The organism is Streptomyces sp. NPDC002602, from assembly GCF_042889445.1.
Classification (GTDB): Bacteria; Actinomycetota; Actinomycetes; order Streptomycetales; family Streptomycetaceae; genus Streptomyces.
In genome coordinates, this window is the sequence record NZ_JBIAQX010000003.1 from 570129 (window position 1) to 588110 (window position 17982).

Sequence of the window (17982 nt, forward strand, 5' to 3'; positions counted from 1 at the left end):
CCCCCCTGAACTGGCCAGGGGAACGCCGAAGCCGCCGCTCCCCGAGGGGAACGGCGGCTTCGTCAGGTCCGGCGGGGCCGGGCGGGGACTACTCCCACTCGATGGTGCCCGGGGGCTTGCTCGTGCAGTCCAGGACCACGCGGTTCACGTCCCGCACCTCGTTGGTGATGCGGGTGGAGATCCGGGCGAGCACCTCGTACGGCATGCGCGTCCAGTCGGCGGTCATCGCGTCCTCGGAGGAGACGGGGCGCAGCACGATCGGGTGGCCGTAGGTGCGGCCGTCGCCCTGGACGCCGACGCTGCGGACGTCCGCGAGCAGGACGACCGGGCACTGCCAGATCTCCCGGTCGAGTCCGGCGGCGGTCAGCTCGTGGCGGGCGATGGCGTCGGCCTCGCGGAGCAGGTCGAGCCGCTCCCTGGTGACCTCGCCGACGATGCGGATGCCGAGGCCGGGGCCGGGGAAGGGCTGGCGCTGGACGATCTCGTCCGGCAGGCCCAGCTCCTGGCCGACCATCCGGACCTCGTCCTTGAACAACTGGCGCAGCGGCTCGACGAGCTCGAACTCGATGTCGTCGGGGAGGCCGCCGACGTTGTGGTGGGACTTGATGTTCGCGGTGCCGCTGCCGCCGCCGGACTCGACGACGTCCGGGTACAGGGTGCCCTGGACCAGGAAGGCCACCGCCGGGCCGTCCTCCTGGAGGATCTCCAGCTGGGCCTGCTCGAAGACGCGGATGAACTCGCGGCCGATGATCTTCCGCTTGGTCTCCGGGTCGGAGACGCCGGCCAGCGCGTTCAGGAAGCGCTCCTGCGCGTCGACGACCTTCAGCTGGACGCCGGTGGCCGCGACGAAGTCCTTCTCGACCTGCTCGGTCTCGCCCTTGCGCATCAGACCGTGGTCGACGTACACGCAGGTGAGCTGCGAGCCGATGGCCTTCTGTACGAGCGCCGCCGCCACGGCGGAGTCCACGCCGCCGGAGAGGCCGCAGATGGCGCGCTTGTCGCCGACCTGCTCGCGGATGGCCGCGATCTGCTCCTCGACGATGTTGCCGGTGGTCCAGGTGGGGGCCAGGCCGGCACCTCGGTAGAGGAAGTGCTCCAGGATCTGCTGGCCGTGCGTGGAGTGCATGACCTCGGGGTGGTACTGGACCCCGTACAGCTTCTTCTCGTCGTTCTCGAAGGCCGCGACCGGGACGACGTTCGTCGAGGCGGTGACGGTGAAGCCCTCGGGGGCGGCGGAGCAGGCGTCGCCGTGGGACATCCACACCGACTGGTTGTCGGGGGTGCCCTCGAAGAGGGTGGATCCCGACTTGGAGACGGCCAGCGGGGTGCGGCCGTACTCGCGGGCGCCGGTGTTGTCGACCTGACCGCCGAGGGTGACCGCCATCAGCTGGAAGCCGTAGCACATGCCGAAGACGGGGACGCCGGCCTCGAACAGGGCGCGGTCGATGGTGGGCGCGCCCTCCTCGTACACCGAGGACGGGCCTCCGGACAGGATGATCGCCTTGGGGTTCTTGGCGAGCATCTCGGCCACGGGCATCGTGCCGGGCACGATCTCGCTGTAGACCCGGGCCTCGCGGACGCGACGGGCGATGAGCTGGGCGTACTGGGCACCGAAGTCGACGACGAGAACCGTGTCCGGGGCGCTGTCGTGGGCGGCGGTGTGTGCTTCAGGCACGGGCAGGCCTTCCGGCGGAAGAGGGTGTGTTTTGTCGATTCTAACGGGGGACGGGTGGGCCGCTTCGTCTCACCATCCGAACCCGTTTGGCCGGGAGCGGGGTGGAAGGTCATAATCCGTTCATGCGCGAGCAGCTGAGCTTCCTCTTTACCTATGGCACCGGTCGGTCCGGTCGCCATGGGTCATCGTGATGCTCGCTTGAGCCGCTGACTTCCCAGAGCGCCCCGGTCCGACAGGACCGGGGCGCTCTGGCGTTCCCGCCCCTGTCGGGCCCCACACCCACAGGAGAACCTCATGTCCGTCACCACCCCCGAGCAGCTCATCACCGACTCCCGCGAGCGGATCGACGCCATCGACGACCGGATCATCGGCCTGATCCAGGAACGGATGGCCGTCTCGACGGTGATCCAGGACGCCCGGATCGGCTCGGGCGGCCGTCGGGTGCACCTCTCACGCGAGATGGAGGTGCTCTCGCACTGGAGCGACGCCCTCGGCAAGCCCGGCACCCAGCTCGCGATGACCCTGTTGGAGCTGTGCCGAGGTCGTGTCTGAGGCGGGCGCGGGGCGCGCGGACCCCGTCGCGGGCGGGTGTTCGTCACTCGTCCGGACCGTGACCGGCCCCGGCACCCCTCGTTGAGGGGGTGTCCGCGCCGGCCAGGCGCGGGTCCGCACCACCACGCGTGGCTCTGCCGGAGCGATGAGACGTACGGCCCGACGGTCGTGCGTCGTGGGACCTCGCTCCTTCACGTGACCGGACGGCAGGGGACAGCAGTCCGGTCACCACGTGAGAAAACGGCCGGCCCGGGGGACGCCCCGGGCCGGCCGTTCTGCTGTGCTCCTGAGAAAGCCGTGCGTGAGAAAGCCGCGCGTGAGAAAGCCGCGCGTGAGAAAGCCGCGCGTGAGAAAGCCGCGCGTGAGAAAGCCGCGCGTGAAAAGGCCGCGCGGGACCTGCGTGCGCCCTGGACCTACGTACGCGCGGGGCCCCGGCGGCGGACCGCCACGTACAGCGCGCCGCCTGCGGCGATCAGGGCGGCGGCGCCGAGCGCGATCGGGCCGGCGGTGACGCCGGTGGAGGCGAGGTTGCCGCTCCCGTGGGCGGTGGTGCCCGTGCCCGAGCCGGCGCCCGTGCCCTTGGCGCCGGCGGCCGTGGCCGACGCGGTCGCCGTCGGGGTCGCGGAGGCGCCCGGCGAGGGGGTGCCGGCGCTCGTGGAGGGGCGCGGGGTCGGGCGCGAGCCGGTGCCGCCGCCCTGGGCGTTCACCACGAGGACGGCCGTGTTGTTGGCGGGGTTCGGGTCGAAGGCGTGCGGTCGCGGCGCGGTCGCGCCCCAGTCCCCGACGGTGATGGAGCCCTTGGCGTTGACCAGGGTCTTCTCCACCTTGAGGTCGAACGGGTAGACGGCCCGCTGGTTCTCGCGGACCGTGTCGCCGAGCGCGCACACGTAGCGGGGCGCGCCGAGCTGTTCGGCGCGCTCGCCGCCGGTGGCGGTGGTGGCGGTGCAGCCGTCGGGCTTGCGGACGACCCGTACGCCGTCGGGCATCACGATGACGGTGCGGGCCGCGGAGTCCCCGGCGCGAGCGCCGCGGATCCAGGCCGGGCCCTTGTTCTCGAAGACGAACGCGGTCGTGAGGGTGTCGCCCGAGTCGCCTTCGAGGGTCACGGCCGGCGCGGTGAAGTCGGCCGTGTTGCGGACGTGGAAGTCGAAGGCGCGCCGGTTGTCGCCCGGGTTCAGGTCGACGGCGCGGGCGTTCGCGGCGGCCTTCGCGGCCCGCTTGGCGACTCCCAGGCGCTTGCCCGAGGCGGTCTTGCCGTCCCACTGCGCGGCCTTCGGCTCGTCGCCGGCCGGGTGGATGCCGTAGCCGAGCCGGTCGCTGTAGGCGTTCGGGTTGGCCTTGACGTGCAGCGGGCTCTCCCCGGCGAGTTCGTAGGTCTCGCCCGGCTCGAAGTCCCCGTCGACCGAGCACAGGGCCGTGGTGATGTCGGCGACGGTGCGGGTGCGGCAGTTGTCGTACGTCTCCACGAGGCTCATGCCGCGGGTGGTCTCCAGCTCCAGCACCACGCCCTTGGCGGCCTGGGTGCCGGCGTTGGTGAACACGAGCGGCAGCGGCTGGCTCTCGCCGGGCCGCGGGTCGCTCTTGAGCGCCATCTCCCGCATGACGAGGTCCGGGCCGCCGACGGTGAGCTTCGTGGTGGTCGGGGTGATGGTGGCCCCGGTCGTCTTCCCGGTGACCGTGATCTCGCCGGTGGCGCCGTTCTTGGCGTTCTTGGCGGCGGCGACCAACAGCTCGACGCGCGGCAGGGTGCCGCGCACGGTGCAGACGAGCGCGGTGGCGCCGGTCGTGCACTTCTCCTTGGCGCCGTGCGCGTCCTCCCGGACGGTCGCGATGCCGGCGACCTTGGTCAGGTCGACGGTGAGGACGGCCTCCCCGCCGAAGCCGGCGGCGCCGCCGGCCTGGGGGACGTCGAGGGTGAAGACGAGCGACTCTTCCCTCGGGCTGCCGGTCGCCGGGGACATCGGGAGCGGGAGGGCGGTGGGGCCGCTCACCGGGAAGGCGGGGTCCGCGGCGTGCGCGGGGGTGGTGGCCAGGCCCACGGCCACCAGGCCGCAGGCGGCCAGGAGGGAGATGCGCTTTCTCATGCCCCCGTTGACCGTCCGGGGTGCGGGCCGGTTGCCTCGTTGACCATGTGATGGACACCACAGTCGTGTCGGGCCGGTTCCGCTACAACCTTCCGGGCCGACCACCGGTCACTCATGTACATCGGCGGACACCGCGCTCGGAGGGGGAGCGCGGTGTCCGCCGCTGTCGTACCCGGCTCGGATCCGGCCTCAGTGCTCCGGTTCCGGTTGCCTCGGAGGAATTTCCGGAACGGCGAGGAACGGCAGTCGCAGCGCGCCGAAGGCGTCCTTCGGGACGGCCGGCCGGACCGGTTCCACGGCCGAGAGGCGGACGTATCCGGCGCCCTGGGCGGGCCGCGGGTCCTCCTCGCCGTTGTTCGGCCAGTACGACATGGCCCGCTCGGCCTGCGCCGTGATCGTCAGCGACGGGTTGACCCCGAGGTTGGCGGAGACCGCCGAGCCGTCGACCACCGAGATGCCGGGGTGACCGTACAGCCGGTGGTACGGGTCGACGACTCCCTCGCCCGGGTTCTCGCCGATCGGGCAGCCGCCGAGGAAGTGCGCGGTCAGCGGGGTGCCCATCAGCTCGCCGACGTTGCTGCCCGCGAACCCGTTGATCTCCTCGGCGAGCAGGGTCGCGGCCTCGGTGGCCTCCGCGATCTGTACCGGGTTGGGGGCGCCGTGGCCCTGCCGGGCGGTCAGCAGTCCCTTCCCGATCCCGCCGGGCTTGCGGTACGTGGTGAGGGAGTTGTCCAGGGACTGCATGACGAGCCCGATGATCGTCCGCTCGGACCAGCGCCGGTTGGAGAGCGAGCGCGCCAGTTGCACGGGGTGCCTGGCGGTCCGGGCGAACCAGGCCCGGACCCGGTGCTTGCCGTAGGGCACCTGGAGGATGGTCATGAACCCCATGGCGTTGGAGCCCTTGCCGTAGCGGACGGGCTCGATGTGGGTGTTCGCGTCGGGGTGTACGGACGAGGTGATGGCCACCCCGTGGGTGAAGTCGGCCCGGCGTCCCTCGCCGTGCCGCTTGCGGTAGCGCCGGTCGTCGGTCTGGGCGCCGACCAGGCCCTCGGAGTTGGTGCGGGTCAGTTCCCCGAGCCGGTCGGAGAGCCGGGGCAGCTCGCCCCGGTCCTTCATCGTGTGCAGCAGGGTCTGGGTGCCGTACGTGCCGGCCGCGACGACCACGAACCGGGCGCGCAGCACCTTGGCCTTGCCGCGGCGGCGATGGTCTGTGGGGACGGTGCGGACCCGGTGGCCGCCGTCGGGGTGCTCGGAGATCGCGGTGACGGTGGTCATGGGGTGGATGACGGCGCCGGCGCGCTCGGCGAGGTGCAGGTAGTTCTCGTTCAGGGTGTTCTTCGCGCCGTGCCGGCAGCCGGTCATGCACTCGCCGCACTCGGTGCACGCCTTGCGGGCGGGGCCCTTGCCGCCGAAGTAGGGGTCGGCGACCTCCTCGCCGGCCCTGGCCCTGTGCCGGCCCTCGGCGTCCTCGCCGTCGCCGAAGAAGACGCCGACCGGGGCCATGTGGAAGGAGTCGGCGACGCCCATCCGCTCGGCGGCCGCCTTCAGGTGGACGTCCGAGGGGGTCGTCGTCGGGTTGAGCCGGACCCCGAGCATCCGCTTGGCCTGGTCGTAGTACGGGGCGAGTTCCTCGCGCCAGTCGGTGATGGAGGCCCACTGCCGGTCCTCGAAGAAGGCGGCGGGCGGCACGTAGAGGGTGTTGGCGTAGTTCAGCGAGCCGCCGCCCACGCCGGCGCCCGCGAGCACCATCACGTTGCCGAGCAGGTGGATCCGCTGGATGCCGTAGAGCCCGAGTGCCGGGGCCCACAGGTAGTTCCGCAGGTCCCAGCTGTTCCTCGGCAGGCTCTGGCGGGTGAAGCGGCGCCCTGCCTCCAGGACGCCGACCCGGTAGCCCTTCTCGGTGAGCCGCAGTGCCGAGACCGACCCTCCGAAGCCCGATCCGATGACGATCACGTCGTAGTCGTACGACACTGCGTTGCCTCCCGGGCGGTCGTGCCTAACGGAATCGGAGCGCCTTCATGACCTTGAGGCTGCGGGTCATGAACGCCGCGTACTTCTCGTCGTCCATGCCCAGCGAGGGGGCCATCGGGAGCAGCCGCTGGTGGGCGACGGTCTGCGCCTCGGTGTACTTGAGGATGCCCTCGGAGCCGTGCCGGCGGCCGAGGCCGGAGTCCTTCATGCCGCCCATGGGCGCCTGGGCGCTGCCGTAGGCGGGGGCGTAGCCCTCGTTGATGTTGACGGTGCCGGTGCGCAGGCGGGCGGCGACGGCGTGGCCGCGGCGCGCGTCCTTCGTCCAGACGCTGGAGTTGAGTCCGTAGGCGGTGGCGTTGGCCTGCGCCACGGCCTCGTCCTCGTCGGTGAACCGGTAGATCGAGACGACCGGGCCGAAGGTCTCCTCGCCGCAGACCGCCATGGGGGTCTCGACGCCGTCGAGGATGGTGGGCTCGTAGAACAGCGGGCCGATGTCGGGGCGGGCGACACCGCCCGCGACCAGGGTGGCGCCCTTGGCGACGGCCTCGTCCACGTGCCGTTGGACGGTCTCCAGTTGGCGTTCGCCGACGAGCGAGCCCATGTCGGCGCCGTACGCGAGGGAGTTGCCGAGCCGCATGGCCTTCGTGCGGGCGGCGAACCGTTCGACGAACGCGTCCGCGATCGACTCGTGGACGTAGAGCCGTTCGATGGAGATGCACAACTGTCCGGCGGAGGAGAAGCAGGCGCGGACGGCGCCCGCCGCCGCCTTCTCCACGTCGGCGTCGCGCAGCACGAGCATGGCGTTCTTGCCGCCGAGTTCGAGGGTGACGCCGACGAGGCGATCGGCCGCGCCCCGGGCGACCTCGCGGCCGGTGCGGGTGGAGCCGGTGAAGGAGACGTAGTCGGCGTGCCGGACCACCTCGGGGCCGACGACGGGCCCCTCGCCCAGGACGATCTGGAAGACCTCGGCGGGCAGACCGGCCTCGATCAGCAGGTCGCGGGCCCACAGGGCGGTGAGCGCGGTCTCCGTGTCGGGCTTCATGACCACGGCGTTGCCCGCGACGAAGGCGGGCAGCGCGTCGCCGACGGACAGTTCGAGGGGGTAGTTCCAGGGGGCGATCTGGCCGACGACCCCGCGCGGCTGGCGCAGTTCGGTGACCTTGGTGAGGGTGGGGATGGCGCCGGTGTGGCCCTTGGGACGCAGGTACGAGGGGGCCTTGCGGCCGTAGTGGCGGGCGGCGACCGCGACGGCCTGCACCTCCTCGTGGGCGTGCAGCCGGGCCTTGCCGGTCTCCAACTGGATCAGGTCGAGCACCTCGGCCTGCCGGGCCAGCACCAGGTCGTGGAAGCGCAGCAGGACGGCGGCCCGGCCGCGTGCGGAGACGGCGGCCCAGGCGGGCTGGGCGGCGCGGGCCCGGGCGAAGGCCTCGGCCACGTCCTCGGGCCCGGCCTCGGGCAGGTCCGCCAGTTCGTCCCCGGTGAAGGGGGTGTGGTTGGCGGTGCGACCGGAGCCGATCACGCCGCGGGTCAGCCGGGCGACCAGGTCGGGGGTCACCACGTCGGCGGCGGTACGGGCGCCGGCCGGGGCGGCGGCCACCGGGTTGGTGGGCTGCGGTGCGGCGCGGAGGGGGGCGGCGGGGGCCTGCGAGTCCGTCATGGCGGTGAGCGTATTCCGCCTGCGGGCCTTTGGGTACCCGTGGGTAACCGGATTTTGACATTTCCGCCAGTGATCGCTGGCAGGATGGCCGGACAAGGCACCCGCGCCGGGGCCCCCGGACCCCCGTCACTCCTCCTTGGGCGGAGGCTGCCAGCCGCTGAGCACCGTGTCGAACTGCTGCCGGGTCTTCGCCCAGTCGGCGGCCGGGCTCGACATGTAGACCGCGTACTCGGTGTCGTCCGGGGCCACGTACATCTGCTCGATGGCCCGGCGCGGACCGGCGTGCGTGCCCTTCTCGGTCAGGGTGAATTCCCAGATCGCGGCGCGGACGGTGTCCCGGAAGCCGTTCTGCTCCAGCTTCAGCCGCTTGTAGTCCGACCGCAGCTTGAGCTGCTTCTCCAGGTCCTGCAGGTGCACGTACGGATTGTCGTAGTCCGGGGTCGGGTCGAAGGCGATCCGCACGAAGTGGTTGCCGTTGTCCGGGGTGTAGTCGATCTGCGTGCCGTTCATCTGGCGCTCCCAGCCCTCCGGGACGAAGAGCGTGAAGCCCGCCGGGTCGACGACCTTCTTCCAGCCCGCGGGCGGGGTGGCCGCCGCCTGCTGTTCGGCGTCGCCGCCGGACTGCCCCTGGTCGGGGGCGCTGACGTTCTTGTCCTCGCCCTCGGCCCTGCCCTCCGTGTACTTGAGCACCCCGAAGACCCCGCCGCCGCCGAGCAACGCCGCGACCAGGGCCAGGGCCGCCGCCCGCTTGAGGCGGCCCGGGAACGGGACCGGGGCGGGGGACGACTGCTCGGGAAGGACGGTCGTGCCGCCGGGTTCGCCGGCCGTCGGGGGTCGCTTCGGGGGCTCCGGGGCCGACTCCTCGCCCCCGCCGGCCTCCCGGGCGGCGGGAACCCGTTCCTCCGCGCTCATCGCACGCGTCGGGACGTACGCCTGCGCCGACTTCGGCTCCCGGCCCTCCATCGCCTCGATCAGCATCCGCTCGGCCTCCGAAGCCGAGGGCCGCTCCGCGGGATCCTTGCGCAGCAGCGCCGTGATGACGGGGCCGAGCGCCCCGGCCTGACGCAGCGCGGGCGGCTCGTCGTTGACGACGGCCTGGAGGCTGGAGATGGGCGAGGTGCGCCGGAACGGCGAGCGGGCCTCGACCGCGGTGTAGAGCGTGGCGCCGAGCGACCACAGGTCGGAGGACGGGTCGGGGGCGCCGCCGGTGACCCGTTCGGGGGCCAGGTAGTCGATGGAGCCGACGAGTTCACCCGTGCGCGTGATGGACGAGTCGCCCTCGATCGCGGCGATGCCGAAGTCGGTGAGCAGGACCCGTCCGTCCTTGGCGAGCAGGACGTTGCCCGGTTTCACGTCCCGGTGCAGCACCCCCACGGCGTGTGCGGCCCGCAGGGCGCCCAGCACGTGCAGCCCGATCCGGGCGGCCTCGCGGGGCTCGATGCGGCCCGCCGCCTTCGCCGCCTCGGCGAGGGAGGGCCCGTCGATGTACTCCATGACGATCCACGGACGGTCGTCGTGCTCCAACACGTCGTGGACGGTCACGACCGCCGGGTGCTGGATCCGGGCCGCGGCCCGGGCCTCCTTCTGCGTCCGGGCATGCATGACCTCCCGGTCGGCCTGGGCGACGTACAGACCTGCCGTCAGCTCCTTGACCGCCACGGTCCTGTGCAGCAACTCATCATGCGCGCGCCACACCTTGCCCATGCCGCCGCGGCCGATGGGCTCGACGAGCCTGTACCGGCTCGCGAGCACCGCACCCGCACCTGTCTGCTGTTCCACGAAACCTCGCCGCTCTGTGCACTTCGGGCCAGATTACGGAGCTTGCGCGCGATGCCGACACCGCGCGGGCGCGGTGAGACAGCACTGTGACGCAATCGCCGCATTGACATGCCGTCAGCGCTCTGTCAACCCCCTGATGTGTAACTCCCCGTGGCCTTCTCGAAGACCTCGGTGACCCTTCCTTCCTCGTCCTGCGGCCCGGTCACCAGGACCACGTGATAGACCCCACCCAACGCGACGACGAAGTTCCGCGCCACCACGCTGCGTCCCGCCGAGTCGATCCACGTGTACCGCCCGGTGACCCGGACCTGTCGGCCCACCGTGGTCGACTTGACGTCCCCACCGCTCGCCCAACTGGAATTGCGGTACGGGGACAGCTCCGGCTCCTTGTCCTTCTGGTACGTGAGCGGATCCGGCCTACCGCCCTCGACCTTGTCCCGTCCCGGCACCACGGTCAACACGAACTGCCCGTCCACGTACCGGACCTGGCCCGCCTCGTTGATGCCGCGCCGTTCCCAGCCGTCGGGAACCGCCATCTGGAAGTGCTCGGGGTCCTGTTGGGTGGTGTAGCCGGGCGGAGCGGGCACGGGGGCATTGCTCTGCGAGGCGGGCTTGGACTCCGGGGTGCCCGAGGGTGTCCGGCCCGGGCCCTGGCCGGACGTGGGCGGCGCGGTGGAGGCGGGAGCCCGGGGAGTGGAACCGCCCGGCTCCCCCTGCGCCCGCTGGTCCGCGGAGCGGGGCATGAACAGCAGGGCGTACCCCACCGCCGCCGCCAGTAACGCGAGGACGCCGACCAGCAGGGTCCGCCCGAGGGAGCGCGGCGTGCGGCGCGGGGCGTCCGCGCTGCGGTGGCGGCCGTGCACGTCGCCGCGCCTGCGCACCACGGGCAGCCGCGTCGGGTCCGGGTCCGACATCGGCAGCATCCCGAAGGCGCCGTCGGGTTCGGGGGCGGAGCGCACGAGCGAACGCAGCCAGCCGCGCAGCTCCTCGAAGTCGGGTCGTTCGGTGGGGTCCTGACGCAGCAGCGACTCGACGATCGGGCGCAGCGGGCCGCATTCCTCGGCGAAGGCCGGGGGCTCGGAGCAGACCATCTCCACGAGGTCGGGGACGCTCTCCTCGGGGTACGGGGCGTGCCCCTGGACGGCGCGGTACAGGAGCGCGCCCAGCGCCCACAGGTCGGTGGCGGGTCCGACGGGCGCGGCCAGTTGCCAGTGTCCGTGCACGGGGCCGGCCTGCTCGGGCGCCCAGCGCTCGGTGACGGCTCCCACGACGGCCATCCGGGTCTGCCGCGCGCGCTCGGCGTCCAGGCCGGTCTTGGGGCCACCACCGCCGATGCGGGCGCCGGACCAGCCGACGACGCCGACGGGCTGCGGGGCCACCGGCGGGACCGGCTCGGGGACCGAGCGCGGGGTCGGGCGCGGAGGGGCCGGGCGGGGCACGGCGACCCCGGCCCCGGGCCGCGCCTCGCCGGGCCGCACGGCCGGGAAGGGGCCGGTCGGCTCCGGGGGTTCGGCTTGGTGGTACCCCTGGGGCAGGGCGAGCCGCGCGGGCAGCGCGGGCATGTTCGCGGCGCCCGACGACTCCGCGGCGGGCGCGGGGGCGTGCTCAGGCCCGGTGTCCGGCCCGTACGCGGGGTCCTGCCCGGCCGCCGGCCCGTACGCGGGGCCTTGCCCGGTGTCCGGCCCGTACGCGGGGTCCTGCCCGGTGTCCGGCCCATACGCGGGGTCCTGCCCGGCCGCAGGCTCGTACGTGGAGTCCCGGTCGGGGGCCGGTTCCCGCTCGGCGGTCGTGTCCTGGTCCGGCCGGTGGCGCGGGGTGGCCCCGTGCCAGGGCGCGGCCGGCGCGGCGGCCGGGCCCCCGTACGGGTACGAGTACCCCTGGGGCAGGTTCGAACCCTCCGGGCGCGGCTCGGGTGCGGCGCCGGTGCCCGCCCTGCGTTCCTCCTCGACCTTGGCCGCGGCCGCCCGCGCGCCGGCCCGGTAGGCGGCGATGGTGCCGGCCCGCGCGGCGGCCTTGAGGTCGGGCCGTTCGGCGGAGGGGTCCGGGGTCGCCGCGGAACCGGCCTGGAGCGCCGGAAGCACGGGGATCGGAGGTCGCTCCGGGGTGATGTGGTCGGAGTACCGCGGCCCGGTGTCGTACCCCGGGGCCACCAGCGGTGCGTACGCGATGCCACCGGACTCCCGCACGGGCGGAAGCGTCCGGGGCTCGGACAGCGACTCGGACTCGGACTCGGATGCGAACTCGGGCGTGGGCTCGGATGCGAACTCGGGCGTGGGCTCCGGGGCGGCCGACGGCCCGCCGGGTCCGGGAATCCGGCCGAACGGGTCGGTCGACCGCCGACCGAAGTCTGCTTCCCGGCGTGCGGGTTCATGGCCCGCCGGGTACCGGTCGATCGGCCCGGACACGGAGGGTTCCGTACCGATCCCGGCGCCCTCGGGCACCGGGTCGTAGCCGCACAGGGCCTCTTCCGCGGCGCCCGCCGCGAGCCCCGTCAGGACGACCCGGCCGTCATCGCATATCAACACGGTCCGGGCGGTGATGTTGCGGTGGGTCCAGCCGTGCGCGTGCAGCACCCGCAGCGCGGTCAGCACGTCGGCGGCGACCTCCGCCGCCCGGTAGGGGCTCAGCGGCTCCTCGGCGATCAGGGCCGCCAGCGGGCGGGCGGGGACCAGTTCACTGACGATCCACAGCGAACCGCCCTCCGCGAAGACGTCGAAGACCTGGTCGAGGCGCGCGTGGTCGGGTACCGAGGCGGCGGCCTGCGCCGCCGCGATGGCCCGGCGCACGGCCGGGAGTTCGCCGGGCGCCCGGCGCCCCGTCGCCGGACCGCGCGTCCCGTCCAGCAGCTCCGCGTCCACGATCTCCGGCAACGGCACCTGACGGACCAGGACCTCCTGACCGCTGCGCGTGTCGAAGGCCCGGGTCTCCACCGGCTCGTACTCGTCCGACGGCGGCAGCGGCAGGCGGTACCGGTCGGCCAGGATCCGACCCGCGTAGTCCTCCACATCGCCTCCCCCGAGTGCGGTACCCAACCCCATCGTTCCCGCGGACACGATACGTCGCCCGGGGCGCCCGCGTCCCGGGCCTGGCAAGGCCCGCCCCCGCCAGGGGGACGACCGGTCTCAGCCCAGGGGCTGGAAGGTCTCGAATGCCGTGTTGCGCATCTGCGTGCACTCGGGGCCGTCCCACTGGTCGGCCGGGCAGCTGACCATGATGGCGTAGCCGTGCTTCCCGTCCACCTTGAAGCCGCGGTTCAGCACGTGGACCTTGATGCCCTTCTGCTCGCGCTCGAACTCCCAGTCCGCCGCGGTCGGATAGCCGCGGTAGTCCACGCCGTCCAACCGGATCAGGTGGTAGCCCGTGCTGCTGCCCTGGACGGCCGGGGCCAACTGGGACCAGGCGAGTCGTGCGTCGCCCGTCGGACTGTCGGTGAAGTCGACCTGGATGCGCGGGAAACCGCCGTCGCGGCTGTATATGCCGCCGGAGTTCTCGCCGGCCGTGTCGGTCTGGTGGAAGCCCTCGGGCATCGCCATGGAGAAGTGGAACCGGGTGTCCGTGACCTTCGCGTAGCCGGCCGGCAGCCCGGTGCCCGGGCTGGCGCCCTGACCCTGTGTCTGGCCCGTGTTCTGGCCCTGGCCTTGTCCCTGGCCTTGCCCCTGCCCTTGGCCCTGGGTCTGGGCCTGGCCCTGCCCCTGGCTCTGCGCCGGGCTGGGCTCGCCGCTCTTCTTGCCGCCGCCGGATCCCCCGTTCGAGGACGCGTTGCCGGCGGATCCCGCCGACGCGCCGACGGCCGTACCCGGGTTCGCCGACCCGGAGACGGACGGCTTGGGGCCGGCCTTGTCCTTGCCCTTGTCGTCGTCGCCGCTGAACGCCCACACGATCAGCGAGCCGATCACCGCCAGGACGACGACCACACCGGCGATGGCGAGCGCGATGGTGCGTCGCGACATGACATCGGTGAGCGACGCCGGGATCGGCTTGGGACGGGACGACGGAGCCTCGGCCGCGGACGCCGTCGAGGCGGCGGCAGCCGCGGCGGCGGCCTGTGCCGCGGCGGCCTTGCGGGCGGACTTCAGCGCCGCCCGGGCCCGCTCGCGCTGTTCACGCTCGCGCCGCTCGCGTTCCCTCTTCTCCGCCTTCTCGGCTGCCTTGGCCGCGGCGACGCGCTCGGCGGCGGCCTTGGCCTCGGCCTTCTCCGCCCTCTCCGCCTCGGCCTTCTCCGCCTTCTCGGCCGCGATCCTGTCCGCCGCCTCCTTGGCGTCGGCGAGGGAGATCGCCTTGGTCTCCTCGACGGCCGGGGGCATCGCCGGCGCGGGCTCGGGGGCGTCGAGCACCGCCTTCAGCATCGCCCGGGCGCGGTCGTCGTCGAGCCGCCCGGCCGGGTCCTTGACCAGCAGGCCGTAGATGACCTCGGTCAACGGACCGGCGTTCTTGGGCGGTTCCACCGGCTCGGTCATCACCGCGGTGAGGGTGGCGAGGGCGGAGCCCTTGTCGTACGGGGGCACGCCCTCGACGCAGGCGTACAGCAGGCCGCCGAGCGACCACATGTCGGCGGGCGGGCCGGGCTTCTGGCCCCGGGCGCGCTCGGGAGAGATGTAGGAGGGGGCGCCGACGAGCATGCCGGTGGAGGTGACGGAGGGGTCGCCCTCGACCTGCGCGATGCCGAAGTCGGTGAGCACGACACGGCCGTTGTCCGCTATGAGCACGTTGGACGGCTTCACGTCACGGTGCAGGATGCCCTGGTCGTGGGCGGCGCGCAGTACGTCGAGAACGGCGAGGCCGACCTCGGCCGCGCGGCGGGGCGTCAGCGGGCCGCGCTCGCGCACGAACTCGGCGAGGGAGGGGCCCTCGATGAGTTCCATGACGATCCACGGGCGGCCGTCCTCGTCCACGACGTCGTAGACGGTGACGGCGCCGCCGCTGCGGATCCGCGCGATCGCCTTGGCCTCGCGGAGGGTACGGGTGATGAGGCGGCGCTTCTCGTCCTCGTCCACGCCCATGCTGAAGCGGAGTTCCTTGACGGCGACCGTCCGCCCGAGGATCTCGTCCTCGGCGCGCCACACGGTGCCCATGCCGCCCTTGCCGAGGACGGACCCGAGCCGGTACCGGCGGGCGAGCAACCGCCCTTCGTCCTGACCGGATTCCGCGGTGGCCGCGGCGCTCTTCGCGCCCTCGGGCGTCCGCTGTGCGGGCACGACCTCGGACCTCCCGGCGCCAGTCCTGACCGGGTCCGGCTTCGCCGGGGCGGGCTTGGCGGCCTCGGGCTTGGCGCCCTGGGGCTTGGCGTCCTCGGGTTTGGCGTCCTCGGGCTCGACGGAGGCCACCTTGACGGCCGACGCGGATCCCGCCTTCGCGGCGGGAGCGGCCGTGGCCGGGTCGGAAGCGGCGGAGGACGCGGACTTCTCGCCACCCGACGCGGGCCTGCCGGCGGGCGCGTTCGCGGGCACGGCCTTGGCCGTACGCGGCTTCGGGACGGGCTTCGCGGCGGCGGGGATCGTGGACTTCGCGTCCGCCGGGGCGGTGGACTTCGCGTCCGCCGAGGTCGCGGACTTCGCGTCGGCAGGGGTCGCCTGCTTCGCGTCCGCCGGGGCGGCGGCCTTCGCGTCCGCCGGGGTCGTGGACTTCGCGTCGGCAGGGGTCGCCTGCTTCGCGTCCGCCGGGGCGGTGGACTTCGCGTCCCGCGGCCCGTCGGACTCCGCGTCGGCGGTGGGGGTGGCCTTGGCGAGGTCGGGCTTCGCCGCCGGGGTGGCGGGCGCGCCCGCACCCGGCGCGGACCCGGCCCGCGCGGACCCGGCCCGCGCGGATGCGCTCGGCTCGGATGCGCTCGGCTCGGACCCGTCCACCGGCACGGCGTCCGCGGGTTCCGCCTTCGGCGCGGGCGACTTGGCCAGGCTCGGCCGTGCCGGGGTGGACTTCGCCCCGGACGGACCCGGCTTCGCCGCGGCGGGCTTCGCGCCCCGCGACCCGTCACCCGCCGGGGTGTCCGCCTTCGCGGCGGCGGCCCCGGCCGGGTTCGGCTTCGGCTTCGCGGCGCCGCCGGGCCTCGCGCCGGGCCTCGCGGCGTCGGGCTTCACACCCTCGGGCTTCACACCCTCGGGTTCCGCCGCGGGCTCGGCCTTGCGCGGGCTCGGCTTCACACCCGCCGGCTCGGTGCTCGGTTCGGCGCTCGGCGCCTTACCCGCGGAATCCGGCGACTCGGTGTGCTCCGGCTTCGACATGCGTCCCCTCTGCGATCGTGCAGCCTGCCCGGCTGCCCCGGCAGCCGCCGAGGGGCACGGTAACCCGCCCCGGCAGAAACCTCATTGTTGCTCACTCCGCAACGGACGGGCGCCCCGGGGCAACGGTTCCCCCCTCCGCATCCCGGAGTTACAACGGAACGATGTCGGGAGCTCCCAGCCTGGCCGCGTCCGCCGTCAGGTCGTCCGGTTGGCGCTGCGATTCCCGTTCCGCTTGCACTCTCTTCTCGTAGTGCTCGACCTCGTTCTCGATCTGCTTCTTGTCCCAGCCCAGCACCGGAGCCATCAATTCCGCACACTCCCGCGCCGATCGCGTGCCCCGGTCGAAGGTCTCGATCGAGATCCGCGTCCGACGCGTCAACACGTCGTCCAGGTGCCTGGCCCCTTCGTGCGAAGCCGCGTAGACGACTTCCGCGCGCAGATAGTCCTCTGCCCCCGTGAGCGGCTCGGCCAACCCCGGATCCGCGACGATCAGGTCGAGCAGTTCCTCCGTCAGCGACCCGTACCGGTTGAGCAGGTGCTCCACCCGCGCCACGTGGATGCCCGTGCGCGCGGCGATCCGGGCACGGCCGTTCCACAGGGCCCGGTACCCCTCCGCGCCCACCAGCGGGACGTCCTCGGTCACGCACTCGGCGACCCGTTGGTCCAGCCCGTGCACCGCCTCGTCCACGGCGTCCTTGGCCATCACCCGGTACGTCGTGTACTTGCCGCCCGCCACCACGACCAGCCCCGGCACCGGGTGTGCCACCGTGTGTTCGCGCGAGAGCTTGCTGGTCGCGTCGGACTCGCCGGCCAGCAGGGGCCGCAGGCCCGCGTAGACGCCCTGGACGTCGTCGCGCGTCAGGGGAACCGCCAGCACCGAGTTCACGTGCTCCAGCAGGTAGTCGATGTCCGCGCTGGACGCCGCCGGGTGCGCCTTGTCGAGGTCCCAGTCCGTGTCCGTGGTGCCGACGATCCAGTGGCGTCCCCAGGGGATGACGAACAGCACGGACTTCTCCGTGCGCAGGATCAGCCCGGTGGAGGAGTGGATCCGGTCCTTCGGGACGACCAGGTGGATGCCCTTCGAGGCCCGTACGTGGAACTGGCCGCGCTCCCCGATCAGGGCCTGGGTGTCGTCCGTCCACACCCCGGTGGCGTTGACGACCTGCTTCGCGCGGATCTCGTACTCGCCGCCGCCCTCCACGTCCCGCACCAGCGCTCCGACCACCCGTTCGCCCTCGCGGAGGAAGCCGACCACCCTCGCGCCGTTGGCGCACTGCGCCCCGTACGCGGAGGCCGTTCGGACCAATGTGGTGACGTACCGGGCGTCGTCCATCTGGGCGTCGTAGTACTGCAGGGCGCCCACCAGGGCGTCCTTGCGCAGCGCCGGGGCGACCCGCAGCGCGTGCTTGCGCGAGAGGTGCCGGTGGGTCGGCAGCCCGCGCCCGTGCCCGCTGGAGAAGGACATCGCGTCGTACAGGGCCACGCCCGAGCCGGCGTAGAGGCGCTCCCAGCCCTTGTGCTGGAGCGGGTACAGGAACGGCACCGGCTTGACCAGGTGCGGCGCGAGCCGCTCCAGCAGCAGCCCGCGTTCCTTGAGGGCCTCGCGGACGAGGGCGAAGTCGAGCATCTCCAGGTAGCGCAGTCCGCCGTGGATCAGCTTGCTGGAGCGGCTCGACGTGCCCGAGGCCCAGTCCCGCGCCTCGACCAGCCCGGTGGACAGGCCTCTGGTGGCCGCGTCGAGCGCGGTGCCGGCGCCGACCACTCCCGCGCCGACGACCAGCACGTCCAGCTCCCGTTCGGCCATCCGGGCAAGTGCCTCGGCCCGCTGAACCGGTCCCAGTGTCGCTGTCCTCACGGCTGCCTCCCGTTGCTGCGGGGGGATCCCCGCTCGATGCGGGTGATCCCGCTCACATTCCCCGCTGTTGATTCTGACCTTCCGTACTCACATCGGCCACCGCCTGTGGACAACACAACGGCAGCCACCACCTCACAATGCGACATATCTGTCATATATACGCCTAGTCTGACATTGCGCCTGCTCCAGCC

9 protein-coding genes and 1 pseudogene are annotated in these 17982 nt (G+C 73.1%); 1 reads left to right on the forward strand and 9 read right to left on the reverse strand.

Annotation, left to right across the window (positions count from 1 at the left end):
• Positions 1-88 precede the first annotated feature (88 nt).
• Positions 89-1675: a glutamine-hydrolyzing GMP synthase gene (gene guaA, locus ACFYW3_RS11925; RefSeq protein ID WP_053682570.1), complete on the reverse strand. Its 1587-nt coding sequence runs from the start codon at positions 1673-1675 to the stop codon at positions 89-91.
• 294 nt (positions 1676-1969) lie between these two features.
• On the opposite strand from guaA, the gene ACFYW3_RS11930 reads away from it, so the two are divergent.
• Positions 1970-2227 carry a chorismate mutase gene (locus ACFYW3_RS11930; RefSeq protein WP_053682571.1) on the forward strand — a complete coding sequence of 86 codons (258 nt, stop codon included), beginning with the start codon at positions 1970-1972 and terminating at the stop codon, positions 2225-2227.
• A 43-nt stretch (positions 2228-2270) separates the two neighbouring features.
• Here the strand turns inward: ACFYW3_RS11930 and ACFYW3_RS11935 are convergent.
• The 8 genes and pseudogenes from ACFYW3_RS11935 to ACFYW3_RS11970 form a co-directional block, all read right to left on the reverse strand.
• Positions 2271-2591, reverse strand: a pseudogene (locus tag ACFYW3_RS11935) (pentapeptide repeat-containing protein); the annotation flags it as partial.
• Between the two features lie 49 nt (positions 2592-2640).
• Positions 2641-4311, reverse strand: coding sequence for a peptidase (locus ACFYW3_RS11940; RefSeq protein WP_389386175.1), 1671 nt, complete (start codon positions 4309-4311; stop codon positions 2641-2643).
• A gap of 189 nt (positions 4312-4500) precedes the next feature.
• Complete coding sequence (locus tag ACFYW3_RS11945) at positions 4501-6282, reverse strand: GMC family oxidoreductase N-terminal domain-containing protein (RefSeq protein WP_389386176.1); 1782 nt, start codon at positions 6280-6282, stop codon at positions 4501-4503.
• A 25-nt stretch (positions 6283-6307) separates the two neighbouring features.
• Positions 6308-7939 carry a succinic semialdehyde dehydrogenase gene (locus tag ACFYW3_RS11950; protein ID WP_351760622.1) on the reverse strand — a complete coding sequence of 544 codons (1632 nt, stop codon included), beginning with the start codon at positions 7937-7939 and terminating at the stop codon, positions 6308-6310.
• A gap of 126 nt (positions 7940-8065) precedes the next feature.
• Entirely contained in the window at positions 8066-9718 is a 1653-nt protein-coding gene (locus ACFYW3_RS11955; protein WP_389386177.1) for a protein kinase, read from the reverse strand.
• A 125-nt stretch (positions 9719-9843) separates the two neighbouring features.
• Positions 9844-12723 carry a protein kinase gene (locus ACFYW3_RS11960; protein WP_389386178.1) on the reverse strand — a complete coding sequence of 960 codons (2880 nt, stop codon included), beginning with the start codon at positions 12721-12723 and terminating at the stop codon, positions 9844-9846.
• 117 nt (positions 12724-12840) lie between these two features.
• The gene (locus tag ACFYW3_RS11965) at positions 12841-15936 is read right to left on the reverse strand and encodes a protein kinase (protein WP_389386179.1); all 3096 of its coding nucleotides are present in this window, start codon (positions 15934-15936) and stop codon (positions 12841-12843) included.
• A gap of 148 nt (positions 15937-16084) precedes the next feature.
• On the reverse strand, positions 16085-17791 hold the full coding sequence (locus tag ACFYW3_RS11970; protein ID WP_053682577.1) for a glycerol-3-phosphate dehydrogenase/oxidase: 1707 nt from the start codon (positions 17789-17791) through the stop codon (positions 16085-16087).
• Positions 17792-17982 lie beyond the last annotated feature (191 nt).

Coding starts and splice junctions, on each gene's coding strand:
- ACFYW3_RS11930 (WP_053682571.1), top strand. CDS start 1,970: ATGTCCGTCACCACCCCCGAGCAGCTCATCACCGACTCCCGCGAGCGG.
- ACFYW3_RS11940 (WP_389386175.1), bottom strand. CDS start 4,311: ATGAGAAAGCGCATCTCCCTCCTGGCCGCCTGCGGCCTGGTGGCCGTG.
- ACFYW3_RS11950 (WP_351760622.1), bottom strand. CDS start 7,939: ATGACGGACTCGCAGGCCCCCGCCGCCCCCCTCCGCGCCGCACCGCAG.
- ACFYW3_RS11965 (WP_389386179.1), bottom strand. CDS start 15,936: ATGTCGAAGCCGGAGCACACCGAGTCGCCGGATTCCGCGGGTAAGGCG.